Raw genomic sequence first — 13,139 nt, 5'->3', positions numbered from 1 at the left:
GTCTTTGCACAAAAATTTTTGATTGTTGATTATTGAACTATTGGGGGGTCGTAGATGGTAAGAGAACTTGGTTAACTGAAAGTGAGACAGTTCCACGATTATTTGAGATGTATGAAGAAATTTTACATAAAAAAGCCAGGTAGTATTTTTAACACACCCGTCTTCTTCTAAATATAATTGATTATTAAAATTCACTGTTAATTCGTTAGAAATCTTTTATAAATATAACAAATCTAACAATTATCTTAACGATAATGAATTTTCCTCAACTTTATTAATATTCTATTTTAAATTTTATAATATTTGAATTAGTAGATTATGTTGTTTTTATAAAATTACTTCTAAATAAAAAAACCAGCACTAATTTTTGCTGGTTTTTTTATTTAAAGCAATGCCGCCATCGCTTTGTGCTCTTAAGAGCGTCTCATATATAAATAATATACAAAATAAAAAGAAAATTGTCAACTATTTTACAGAATATATTTTTGGCCTCTTAATACAGCTTTCCATTCTCTAAAATTTTCATTGCCCATTCGTTTAAGAAGTAAGTTATTTGTCAACTTGCCTTTTTTCAGTCCCATACTAAAAATATTAGCAATATATATTTTTCTTAAATGCCTTTCAAGTATAGATATATCTGCAAAAAAACTAAGAATTTTTAACGTATCATAAAGTTTTAATCCAGAAGATAAAGTACCTAAATGGATTGGATTTAAGTTAAAACTTCTGATCAATAATCCGTTAATTTTATACTTATTCGGTGTTCTAAACCTTTGAACTAGTGAATTATGAGCACAACTATTTCTTAAACATAACAAAAAGTCTAGCATATTCAAAAATTGATCTCTTTTACTCGGCTCAATCCCAAAGTCTTTCATAACCTCTTCTAATACAGGAATTTTTAAATAATGCAGAAATCTTAACAATTTCCCAAAATCAAGTGTTTCAATTGCTACCCACAATGGTACAGCAACTGTCGAATTATTATAGGTAGCTACACCATGCGGTGGTATATACGAGGCATCTTGATAAAAACGATAATCAATATGATCATTATTATCAATAAGATTTTTCAAGAAGTTAGTTTTAAATAACACAAAGTCATCAAAATAATTATAAATAGGATAATTCTGTTCATTTAGAAACGGATAAGAAGCTGAAAAACTACAATAAGTATTACTTGATGAATTATTCTCACTCGGATTCATATAATTATTCTTATTTGTATACTGCATCGTATCATTTAAATTAGAACAATAAGCTTCAGAAAAATGGTATGAAACAGATGCTTTCAGTCTCTCTTCAACCTGATTAAGTATACCAAGCACATCCGAAGTAAATTTTTTATCAAATTCATATATATTTAAAAAATCTCTTAGGTGTACTCCTTTATACCTTTTAGGGGTACGATTATCTAAGAGTAACGACTCAATTCCATTAAACATCTCAAAATAATTATAATTAACCAAAGCCTTTTCCAATTCATTTTTATTAGCTTTCAACCCTCTGCTTGTTAACTTAGCTCCTAAATTAATTCTTGTTTCAAAAATCTTAATTCCCACAATTATAAGTCTCTCATCTATCAATACTATAAAATCACTATGATTTACTATAGTATTAATTATATCACAAAAAATTATATCTTAAAATTTCTTCTACTATATTATCTTGCCTTAACTATTTTTAAAAACTATAATTCACTGTTTTAAAAAACCGAGGAAATAGTAAAATCTATATAACTTAAAATATATACGACTATTAGAGCTAAACTAAAAAAACGCTCTAGACAATATGACTAGAGCGTTTTTTATATATCCGAACATCTAATTTATTTCACAAAAAATGTAGTCAAAAATGTAGTCATTCGGTTGATTTTTATTGCAATACATTGAAATTTGAAAATTCAAGAATCGCCTTAAATCAAGGTTTTTTCGTTTCTACTGAAACGTAATGACCCACTATTTAACCTCTGTAAACACAACGTGTTTGCGAAGTTTTGGTGAGTATTTCTTCAATTGAAGACGGTCTGGAGTGTTACGTTTGTTTTTAGAAGTAAGGTACAAGCGTTCACCAGATTCTTTGTGTTCAAGTGTAATATTTACGCGCATGGTATCTCCCTTCTATTATTCAGCTGATGCAGCTTTAGCGATCTTACGTCCTTTGTAGTATCCTTTAAGTGATACACGGTGAGAACGTGAGTAATCTCCAGTAGTTTCGTCAAAGTTTACAGATGGAGCTGTTACTTTGTAGTGTGTACGACGTTTGTTTTTCTTCGCTTTTGAAGTGCGACGTGCAGGTACTGCCATTTTATTTTCTCCTTTTAAGATATAATTCAGTTAGGTTTGATTTTCATCAACTTTAATAGTATATCAAAACTTTTTTGTAAAGTAAAGTTACTTGACAAAAAAAGTTGTATTTTTTTATCGTACACCGCTGAATTGTCTGAAAATTTAAAAATTTTGCCCTGTAAATCTTGTCAAATATATGCTATAATGGTAAAAACTGATATGAGAGGGAACATAATGACAGAACTAGATAAACGCCACCGCAGCAGTGTCTATGACAGCATGGTCAAATCGCCAAACCGTGCCATGCTTCGTGCGACTGGTATGACAGACAAGGACTTTGAAACACCGATTGTGGGAGTGATTTCGACTTGGGCGGAAAACACGCCATGTAATATCCACTTGCATGACTTTGGGAAATTGGCAAAAGAAGGTATCAAATCTGCTGGCGCTTGGCCTGTTCAATTTGGAACCATTACGGTAGCAGATGGGATTGCCATGGGAACGCCTGGTATGCGCTTCTCTTTGACATCTCGTGATATCATCGCGGACTCTATCGAAGCTGCTATGGGTGGTCACAACGTGGATGCCTTTGTAGCTATCGGTGGCTGTGACAAGAACATGCCTGGTTCTATGATTGCCATTGCCAATATGAATATCCCAGCCATTTTTGCTTACGGTGGTACCATCGCCCCTGGAAAACTGGATGGTAAAGACATCGACTTGGTTTCTGTATTCGAAGGAATCGGTAAATGGAACCACGGTGATATGACAGCTGAAGACGTCAAACGTCTCGAATGTAATGCCTGCCCTGGCCCTGGTGGTTGTGGTGGTATGTATACTGCCAATACTATGGCGACTGCTATCGAAGTTCTAGGTATGAGTTTGCCAGGCTCTTCATCTCACCCAGCTGAATCAGTTGATAAGAAAGAAGATATCGAAGCAGCTGGACGCGCCGTTGTCAAAATGCTTGAACTGGGTATCAAACCTTCAGATATCTTGACTCGCGAAGCCTTTGAAGATGCAATCACTGTTACTATGGCACTCGGTGGTTCTACTAACGCCACTCTTCACTTACTCGCCATTGCCCACGCAGCTAATGTTGACTTGTCACTTGAGGACTTTAATACCATCCAAGAACGTGTGCCTCACTTGGCCGATTTGAAACCTTCTGGTCAATATGTCTTCCAAGACCTCTACGAAGTTGGTGGTGTGCCTGCGGTTATGAAGTACTTGTTGGCGAATGGATTCCTTCATGGAGACCGTATCACATGTACTGGTAAAACTGTCGCTGAAAACTTAGCTGACTTTGCAGATCTTACTCCAGGTCAAAAAGTCATCATGCCACTTGAAAATCCTAAACGTGCGGACGGTCCGCTTATCATCTTGAACGGTAATCTTGCTCCTGACGGTGCAGTTGCCAAGGTGTCAGGTGTTAAGGTTCGTCGTCACGTTGGTCCAGCTAAGGTCTTCGACTCTGAAGAAGATGCTATCCAAGCAGTCTTGACAGATGAAATCGTTGATGGCGATGTAGTCGTGGTTCGGTTCGTTGGACCTAAGGGTGGTCCTGGTATGCCTGAAATGCTATCACTTTCATCAATGATCGTTGGTAAAGGTCAAGGAGACAAGGTTGCCCTCTTGACAGACGGACGCTTCTCTGGTGGAACTTATGGTCTGGTTGTCGGACATATCGCTCCTGAAGCTCAGGATGGAGGACCAATTGCCTACCTTCGTACAGGAGATATCGTTACGGTTGACCAAGATACTAAAGAAATTTCCATGGCAGTATCCGATGAAGAGCTTGAAAAACGCAAGGCAGAAACAACCTTGCCACCACTTTATAGCCGTGGTGTCCTCGGTAAATATGCCCATACCGTATCTTCTGCATCACGTGGTGCCGTTACAGACTTTTGGAATATGGAACAATCTGGTAAAAAATAAGCTCTCATATTATTCTATAAAGAATTTCCTTATTACAGTCTAATATAATAGGCACACAAAAAGGATGAAGTTCATAAGAACTTCATCCTTTTTTAGTGGAATAGGCAACAAAGCATGTTATCTACTCCACTTTTTGCTTTTTCCACAAGTAAATGAGCACGATAAGAGAAGTTATTGAAAGCACTATTCCAGTGTTTAACCCTGGTGGGCTATAACTCCATACAATCTCGTGTTCTCCTTCAGTTAGTGAAACACCCATAAAGAAACCAAGAGATTTTTGAACTTCTTGATTTTGACCATCTACTGTTACACTCCAACCTGAGTGGTATGGAATAGTAAAGGTCGCAAAGGATTCTTCACTATTTGTAACATTGACGTGAGCTTTCACCGTTGAATTTGAATAAGAATCAATGGTGATATCATTTGCTTTTTTAAACTGAGTCAATGCATTGGTTAGGGTCGGTATATCGATTGAATAGAATTTAAAACCTCGAAGATCCCATTCTTTTGCTTTTCCTTCATCAATTGTAAATGTGAGCGTTTTGTTTAAGTTGCCATTTCCAACCACCCATAGTTGATTTTCTCGGAATCGATTTTCATAAGGATAACTTAATCCATCTACCAACACTTTTGACTGAATGACTGAACCGGCTTGTCTTTCTGGAATTTCAACAAAGTACAACTTATTGGGTTCAAGAGATAATTGCCATTCAATTTTTACCGGAGTACCCTCTTGCGTAATTGTATATTTGTCTCCATTCTTCGTTAAATTTTCAACATGGGCTTCTGATACACTTACTTCTTTAAGACCTTCTTTCTCAGAAATCCCCACAACTTGTAACAACTGATTTAAATTATTAACAGGTTTGTTCTTTTCAAAACTTACATTTGTTGCAAGATCCTTATTTGTCAGATAACCCAAGGAAAGAGCATATGGATTTTGATACACAAAATAGTGCTTGAGCGTCCCTTCTTTAGTATATAAATCACGAACATCCGCAAAGATCCTTTTCTCATCTCCATCCATCATAAAACGAGAAAAACCAAACATAGAATCTAAAATGATATTTCGCCCTGTATAGTTTACAATTGATTGAGAGGCAGGAAGTCCTAAGTGACTAAATTCTTCAATCAATGTATGCTCTAAACTCGATGTAAAGTGAGAGGCTCCATTATAATTATGAGCAATCGGGAAATTGGCATGCGACAAACCCTTATGCATCTCCATACGTGTAAATTGATCTGATTTACTGTAACCTTCTTCATCAAAAGCAATTGCATACTCCATTTGAATCTTCAAACTAGAATTAAAAAAGAAATATGGTACTCTCTTCAGTCCAATAAACGCACCCAATAGTAATTCTACAATAACAACTCCTGTAACTACTTGTAGTCTTCGAGAAAAATCCACCTTTGTAAGAAAAAATGCACATAAAACGATACTATAAATAATGAATGCAAGAATTTTCTGTGATGTTTCTACATAAGAAAGTGTAGCAAGTATTGAGAACAATAAAATTGACCCAAAACCTAGAAGAGCTACCAAGAACTCATTAAAGCGGAAGCTATTTTTCCACTTCATCAAACTTTCGGAAGCCAAAACCAACATAAAGGCATTTGCAACCCAAGAATTTCTAAAATAGAAACCGACCGGACGTTGCCCCATATGCCAAATCTGATCAAAGCCTTTAATATTAAAAGAAAGTAGTAAGATTAACAAAACAAATGTTGCAGATAATTTACTACGAAGAGAAATTTCTTTTTTTACATAGAAAACAAACAGTCCAAAGAGGCCTAAACTACCAATGAAAAGGTGAGGTAAGGCTTTTGAGTCGCCCCACTCTTTATGACTAAAAGAACCTAAAATGAATTTTTGAGGAAAAGTTATAAGATCATTTACGATTTTAGAAGACCATTCAAATGTACTTCCTGCACTTGCCTTACTCTCTACCAAGGCACCAAAGACTGGTAGCAGCCAGAACATTGCTAGTCCTATTCCAATCATTGCAAACAAAGCAACCCTTCCGATTAACAATAGGTAGTCTTTCAAGGAAGCTTTCTTTGAAAAAACAACATAGAATGTATAGAGGACCACAAAAAGGCACATCATATAGCCTGTGTAGAAATTCGTAATCAAGCTGACGGCAAGGAAAATAGGTAATTTAAACGATCGTTTTCCTTCTACAATTTCTTCAATACCAAGAAGAATGAAAGGGACATAAACTAGATTATCTAAAAAGTTAGGATTGAAATGCTGAGAAACAATAAATCCACTAAGTGCATACGATGTTGATAAGCCTAATGAAAGCCAATAATTTTTGCTAATACCCTGATATTTCTTCTCAAGAAAATATCCAAACGCCACTCCCATTACTCCAAAACGAATAAGTGGAATCACATAAGTCAAAATATGAAAGGTCGAAATTGGGAAAATTACGTATAAAAATGTGAATGGACTCAAACTATTAAAGCCCCATACACTCGGCATTGCTCCTCCTAGGGATTTAGAGAAGGACCAAAACAGACCGCTAAAATCGCCGTTCCAAAATAGTTTATGTAATCCGATATAGAGTGGGAAATACTGCAAAAAGAAATCTCCATTCTGAACCGACTTTTCTGAAAAGGGAGTCAACCCTAAACAAAGGAAGACTCCTAACATACCCATAAATGGAACACAGAATAGCGAACTAAATTTTAAATTCATTTTTGAAATTTTCATTATAGTCTACTCCTACTAAATTAAATCCATTTTTTATAAATTGCAAATCCATAAAGAGAGGTTGATAAGATTGAAATTACAAAACCTGCAACAAACCCGTTTGGCAAATAACTGATTTCGATTGTATGTTCACCTGGCGTAATTTTATATGCCAACAGGCTATCCCAAACTTTAGCAGTTTCAACTACTTTTCCATCTACTTTAACAGTCCAACCTTTTTCATATGGAATACTGGTCATCATCCAAGTACTGTCATCAGTTATATTAACTGTTCCTTTAAAACTACGATTATTCCAATGCGTTAATTTTATTCCTTGCAGCTGACGTTCTTGAATGATACGATTTGCTAATGCACTATTAGAACGAGCCAAGCGCAATCCAGATAAATTATACTCATTATCCGAATCAATTTCAATCGTTAAATCTACAGGTTGGCCAGCAGAATTATGCGCAATCTGGATGAACTGTGTTTGTTGGAATTTATCTTGGAATTCATAATTTTTGCCATTTAACATGACACGAACTTTATTTTTATCTGTATGAGATAATTTTTGCGGAATTGCTACCCAATAATCCTCAGCAGATTGAGGAACTAAATGATAGGTAATCGTTCCTGGTTTTGAAGAATCAATACGCCTATAGGTTTCCGGTTTAGATGGATCTACAACTTCCATATTATCCAATTTCAATTCATTTGCTGCTAATATATCTAAATAATAATCGCTCGTTGCTCCCATTGCTTGTACTATCTTATTTTGATTTTGAATCGGTTGATGGTTCTCTAATTTTAGATTCACCGTTTCATCATTAACACCGTAAGCAATTGGCAAAATCAAACCTGTCTCAAATGTCTTTGTTCTAGCAGCTTCATAAACAGGTTCTTTTGTCGTAATATCTTTACGCGTTACCATGTTTCCGAATACATACAGTTTGGACGTATCAGGATAGTCCTCTTTAGTCACCGGTTTTGGAGTCACTAGGTATTTTACTGAGAAGAGAGCATCTTGGAACGGAGTTCCTTGATAGTAGGTCGTTGCGTTAATTCCGTTATTTCCTAAACGGTCAAATAAGTCACGTGTACTATTTTCCAAGTTGGAACTGAAGACCGATAGCCCTGGATAGTCCACCATAAATGGATCATTCTTACTTAGATTAAATGATTTATTAATTCTGTAAAAATCACTGTGGTCAGGTCTAATTGGATTAATCGCTTCCTTTAATTGTAAAACTGCATCGTGATACTTATAGGCATCTGTATACCCAACTCTTGATTGAACAAGCGCTGCATTAGCTGTTAACTCAACCACAGTCAAAGCAGCAATAATCATACAAGAGTGTTTCACTTTAGGATAGAATAAGGCTGCAAGCAAAGCCACAAAAATAAAAATAGTAGCAAGACGTTGCCAAACTGTTAAGAAAGAATGTTGTTGTAACTGTACAATAGAAAAGATAACTGTACCGCTAATCAGTAGGAAGCTAGCTTCTCTTTTAGTAAATTTCTCCACTTCTCGTAGACTTAGATAAGCCAAATAAACTAAAAAGAAAGCAATAATCCATGAGAAGCGATAGAAAAATCCAGCAGGATTTTGTCCCATATGCCACAACTTACTTGTGAATTCATGGGCACAAGAAATCAAAAACACTACGAGAACAAAGCTCGCTGCAATTTTACTCCATTTGGAAATCTTACTAGAAATAAAGTAATAAAGTGTTCCTAGTATACCAAAGCTAGCCACGTATATATTCGGCAAGTTAGGACCAGCTGGCCAAGAAGTATTATCAAAAGCTCCTAAGAAGAGTTTTGCTAAAATTTCAAACGGGTTAATCTGTAACTTCCATTCAAATTTAAGCGAGCTCTGTAAACCACCCTTTGTTGACACTAAACTAATAAGAATTGGGAGCAAAACAGCTGATACTATACCAACAGCTAGTATAGATGCGGCAGCTAATTTACCCAGTCTTGTTAGAATAACTTTTTTATTTCGTAAGTTCTCTGAACGAATAATGTAGAACAAAGCATAAATGACCACAAAAATGCAGGTCATATAACCCATGTAAAATTGTACAAAGAGAGATAAGGCAAGCATGCCAATGTAGCCTTTTGGAGACTTGTTATCCAATACTTGTTCAACCCCAATTAAAACCAACGGAAGCATAACCATTCCATCATAGAAAATTGGGTTCATTTGATAACTAACATTAAATCCATTTAAGGCATAAATGGTAGCGACGATTGGAACCAAGTAGGCTTTGTTCTTTAATCCATCATAACGTTTAACCAAGAAATGTGCCATGGTTAATCCCATCGCTCCATAACGTAAGGCAATAACGATAGGTACCACCCATTGGAAATTTTCCTCAGAAAATAGTAGGAACAGGAAGTTAAACGGACTCAACAGGTTGAAGCCCCAAATCCCTAACATCCCACCTCCAATGGATTTAGAGAAAGAGTAGAAGAAGCTACTCCAATCGCCATTTAAAAATAAATGTTTGAAATAAGCATATAAGCCAATATACTGAGCATTAAAGTCAACCGCCATGAGTGACTTTGTCCCGAAAGGAAAGAAGCCATCAATAGCCCAAGCCACAAACATGATGGCCATAGGCGCAATAAAACTTGCTAGATAGACTTTTTTCTTAGTCGTCATTTTGCTCTCCTTTCACGGTAATGTTCGTTTGGTCAACAAGATAATGTGGACGTTTCTTCACTTCATAATAAATCTTACCGATGTATTCTCCGAGTACCCCGATAGAAATCAATTGAATTCCACCAAAGAGAACTACTGAGAAGATTGTAGTAAAGTATCCACTCACGAGTGAATCTGGTACTACAAGGTATTGGATAAAGGTCCAAAGAACATAAACCAATGAAATTACTAGGCAGAATAAACCAAAATTAATACACATACGAAGAGGTTTATCGTTGAATGATAAAATCCCTTGAATCGCATAGTTCAACGAGAACTTCAATGAGTATTTTGTTTCACCGACTGTACGTACTTGGTTTTCATATTCGATAACTTTTTCGTTAAAACCAATCCAAGCAAAAATCCCTTTAGAAAAACGATTGTATTCTTGCATAGAAATAATGGCGTTTACAACTTTACGGCTAAACAATCGGAATTCAGAGACTCCGTCCATTAGCTCGATATCCATCATTTTATTAGCAAGTTTATAAAAATGTTTGGCTAAAAAAGTACGGTGAGGTTTTTCGCCTGTACGTGTACGACGAGCACTTACGACATCGTATCCTTGCTCATAAGCTTCAATCATTTGTGGAAGCATTGCTGGTGGATGCTGCAAATCTCCATCCATTAGAATCACTGCTTCTCCTGTTGCGTATTCTAGTCCTGCAATAGTTCCAGCTTCTTTCCCAAAATTTCGACTGAAGCTGATATATTTAACACGTGAATCGCCAGCTGCGATGGCTAACATACGTTCAAAAGTGCGATCCTTACTACCGTCATTAATAAAAATAATTTCAAATTCCGCTTTTGTAATTTGATTGATTTCTTTAACCAATTCATCATACATTTTTTGAATCATATTCTCTTCGTTATAAAACGGAATGACTACAGATAATTTCATATCTATCCTACCTTGTTCTTTTTATTATAATCACTTCTACTATAATAACATTTTTTTGAAGGAAGTGGCTACTCTTAACAAAAATTTTTGTTTATTGTATAAAATAAATAAACAAAAAAAGGAAAATACAAATCGGGTCTTTAATCCCGATTCATAATCCATCCCATATCTCTCTATTATTTAACGTGGAGGTAACCCTAAGGCTATACGTCCATAACGACTAATGCGTGTAATCTTCCAAGCAGGTGACCAAGTAACCTCCACCTTGACATCCTCAATACCATCAATTTGTTTTAATCCAGCTACGATTTCAATAGGCAGACTTTCTGCACAGTCACAAGCGGTATCTGTAAATGTCATGACTATTGTACAAAGTCCGTTTTCGTCCAAGTCAATCTCGTAAATCAATCCAAGATTGTATACATCTAGCTCTACATCAGTATCATATACTTTTTCTAGTTTTTCAATAATCTGATTTTCCAAGGCTAGAGCACGGTCATTGATCTTGATATCGTCTCTCATAGCAGTTCCTCCACCTGATAAATATTCTCTATTTTCTCATAATTCCAAAAAGTTGGCAAGTTTTTTCATAAATGCTATATTAGTTTATTGTCTCCTTCATTAACACTAAAAAAGCAGAGATGATTATCTCTGCTTACAAGTAATTATTTTGATTTGACCGGCTTATCTTCAAGAGCTTTGATAGCAGAAGCAATTGTTTCTGCATATAGCTTGGCACCTTCTTCTAATTTGGTATTATCTTTACCAAAATGAACCTGGTCAGTACCTTTCCAAATATCTGGGTTGTCTTTAGACACTTGGTTCCAGTCGGCAATCTCAACATATGGGTATTGTTGAGCTACTTCACGAGCATAGCTTGCATATTTTTCAACATATGGCTGAGTTTCTTGACTTGTATCACCCTCATATGGAGTCACAAGGACAAGCTGATGTCCTTTTGGCAAATTCGAAATCAAGAAATCAAGATCTGCTTTATAATCCTCAGGATTATTGACTCCCGTAGCAACTACTACAACTTTAGGCAAAGCTTTATTTTGGCTATTATATAGCATGATAGCACTTGCTTGTTTAGTATTTCGACTAACTTGCGCATCTGTCTGAGCATCAGGTAAAACTTCTTGTAAACCAGGAGTTGCTCTCAAGGTTACAGAGTCCCCAATAATGGATACACCTTCAGCAATATTGTATCGACTTGCTTCTTCTTGATCTGCCATTGTCTTGGTTCGAGCTAGACTTGTTTGAGCTTGTTTAAGCCCATTAACAGTCAAGTCTGTTTCAAAGGCACCAACTTGTGGAGCTAATATCACTACAATCAGCATGATTAACCCAAGCACTCCAATGCTCCCAGCGAAAATAGGCTTAATATGCGGAATCTCTTTTGCTTTTTCCAAGAGCCAAGTCGACTTTCCTGCAATTAAAGGCTCAATCACGTAGAAAGATAGTGTCGCAAAAAGATACGAGAAGATCGTTGTTAGGATAACTGCTAATAGATTTCCCATTAATTGAGAGAAAATAATATAGAAGGGCCAATGAAATAGATAGACAGCATAGCTAGTGTCTGCTAAAAAGCTGACGATTTTAGGCTCTTCAATAGACTCTGTTTTCTCATGCAAAAGGCGAGTCGCTACTATCATAACAAGTGTTGCTAGACTTGCTAGCAAGAAACCTAGCAAATAAGTAAATAGGGAAGTAAACTTGACAAAGAAAGTTAGTAAGAGCAATACTCCTAGACCTCCCGCAAAAACTAGCAAGGTTTGCTTCAAATCTAGAACCTTATTTAATCGTTTTAAAATCGGTGTTGTTTGACGAACTCCTACTATAGTTGCCAACACACTACCTAAAAAGAAAGGATAGACATGCGTAAAACTAGAAAAGTAAACTGTAGAGTATGAACTTACGATAAAACTACCAATGAACATGGAAAGAAAACTGATCAGAAAGGCAGCTGATGAGAGGATAAAGACTGTACCTCGTAACTGACTGCTTGTCTTATAGCGTTTGGACAGGATCCAAACTGCTAATCCCCACAAAATATAATAGTGAACTTCAACTGCCAAACTCCAGTTGTGAACAAAGAGATGAGGGATAAACTGTGATTCGTAACTCCCTCCTGTTAACATTTCATAGAAGTTGGTCATGAAGCCAAGAACTCCTGCAATTTGAGCACCAATTCCAGCTACATAATCTTGTCGAACCATCAAGGTAAAAGGCATGATGACAAGTACCATCATCACAACAGGAGGAAATATTCGATAAAAGCGTCTCCTGAAAAAACCTATGATATCAATTTCCCCTTTTTGGCTAAACTCCTCTAACAATAGTGAGGTGATAAGGAAACCTGAGAAAGTGAAAAAGACATCCACACCAAAGAATCCCCCTTGGAAAATCGTCTGAAAGAAATGGTACAAAAGCACCAAGAGCAGACCTGTAATCCTAATCAAGGAAAACCATTTAATACGCATACGAGTTTATTCTCCATTTATTAGAAGCTTAAAAGTCTTCTAATTTTCATTCCATAATACATTTATTTTATCAAAAAAACGAGAAAAATCCTAAGAGAAAACTTAGGATTTCAGCTTTATTAT

Annotated in this window: 9 protein-coding genes; 1 reads left to right on the top strand and 8 read right to left on the bottom strand. The window is 36.0% G+C overall.

From position 1 onward, the window contains the following. Positions 1-470: 470 nt before the first annotated feature. From QM847_RS05925 to rpmF, 3 genes are all read right to left on the bottom strand, one after another. Complete coding sequence (locus QM847_RS05925; protein WP_414354521.1) at positions 471-1,562, bottom strand: Abi family protein; 1,092 nt, start codon at positions 1,560-1,562, stop codon at positions 471-473. A 396-nt stretch (positions 1,563-1,958) separates the two neighbouring features. Beyond that, positions 1,959-2,108, bottom strand: a complete 150-nt coding sequence (rpmG, locus tag QM847_RS05920) for a 50S ribosomal protein L33 (protein ID WP_001265622.1) — start codon at positions 2,106-2,108, stop codon at positions 1,959-1,961. Positions 2,109-2,123: 15 nt separating this feature from the next. Continuing rightward, positions 2,124-2,306: a 50S ribosomal protein L32 gene (rpmF, locus tag QM847_RS05915; RefSeq protein WP_000290417.1), complete on the bottom strand. Its 183-nt coding sequence runs from the start codon at positions 2,304-2,306 to the stop codon at positions 2,124-2,126. A gap of 216 nt (positions 2,307-2,522) precedes the next feature. On the opposite strand from rpmF, the gene ilvD reads away from it, so the two are divergent. Next, positions 2,523-4,226, top strand: coding sequence for a dihydroxy-acid dehydratase (gene ilvD, locus QM847_RS05910; protein WP_414354519.1), 1,704 nt, complete (start codon positions 2,523-2,525; stop codon positions 4,224-4,226). Positions 4,227-4,347: 121 nt separating this feature from the next. Here the strand turns inward: ilvD and QM847_RS05905 are convergent, their stop codons facing one another. From QM847_RS05905 to QM847_RS05885, 5 genes are all read right to left on the bottom strand, one after another. Then, entirely contained in the window at positions 4,348-6,945 is a 2,598-nt protein-coding gene (locus tag QM847_RS05905; protein WP_414354517.1) for a YfhO family protein, read from the bottom strand. Between the two features lie 20 nt (positions 6,946-6,965). Then, entirely contained in the window at positions 6,966-9,593 is a 2,628-nt protein-coding gene (locus QM847_RS05900; protein ID WP_414354515.1) for a YfhO family protein, read from the bottom strand. Then, positions 9,583-10,533 carry a glycosyltransferase PgfS gene (pgfS, locus tag QM847_RS05895; RefSeq protein WP_075565641.1) on the bottom strand — a complete coding sequence of 317 codons (951 nt, stop codon included), beginning with the start codon at positions 10,531-10,533 and terminating at the stop codon, positions 9,583-9,585. The genes QM847_RS05900 and pgfS overlap by 11 nt, the downstream gene beginning before the upstream one ends. Positions 10,534-10,713: 180 nt before the next feature. Continuing rightward, entirely contained in the window at positions 10,714-11,055 is a 342-nt protein-coding gene (locus QM847_RS05890) for a metal-sulfur cluster assembly factor (RefSeq protein WP_142558788.1), read from the bottom strand. A gap of 143 nt (positions 11,056-11,198) precedes the next feature. Further along, the gene (locus QM847_RS05885) at positions 11,199-13,016 is read right to left on the bottom strand and encodes an acyltransferase family protein (protein ID WP_414354513.1); all 1,818 of its coding nucleotides are present in this window, start codon (positions 13,014-13,016) and stop codon (positions 11,199-11,201) included. Positions 13,017-13,139 lie beyond the last annotated feature (123 nt).

It is taken from the genome of Streptococcus timonensis (assembly GCF_047463455.1).
GTDB lineage: Bacteria > Bacillota > Bacilli > Lactobacillales > Streptococcaceae > Streptococcus > Streptococcus timonensis_B.
The sequence above is the reverse complement of the archived record's forward strand: the minus strand, read 5'-3'. Positions and strand labels throughout refer to the sequence as shown.

Bases quoted from the DNA above. Each gene is read 5' to 3' on its own strand.
- rpmF (WP_000290417.1), bottom strand. From the start codon at position 2,306: ATGGCAGTACCTGCACGTCGCACTTCAAAAGCGAAGAAAAACAAACGT.
- rpmG (WP_001265622.1), bottom strand. From the start codon at position 2,108: ATGCGCGTAAATATTACACTTGAACACAAAGAATCTGGTGAACGCTTG.
- QM847_RS05900 (WP_414354515.1), bottom strand. From the start codon at position 9,593: ATGACGACTAAGAAAAAAGTCTATCTAGCAAGTTTTATTGCGCCTATG.
- ilvD (WP_414354519.1), top strand. From the start codon at position 2,523: ATGACAGAACTAGATAAACGCCACCGCAGCAGTGTCTATGACAGCATG.
- QM847_RS05890 (WP_142558788.1), bottom strand. From the start codon at position 11,055: ATGAGAGACGATATCAAGATCAATGACCGTGCTCTAGCCTTGGAAAAT.
- pgfS (WP_075565641.1), bottom strand. From the start codon at position 10,533: ATGAAATTATCTGTAGTCATTCCGTTTTATAACGAAGAGAATATGATT.
- QM847_RS05885 (WP_414354513.1), bottom strand. From the start codon at position 13,016: ATGCGTATTAAATGGTTTTCCTTGATTAGGATTACAGGTCTGCTCTTG.
- QM847_RS05905 (WP_414354517.1), bottom strand. From the start codon at position 6,945: ATGAAAATTTCAAAAATGAATTTAAAATTTAGTTCGCTATTCTGTGTT.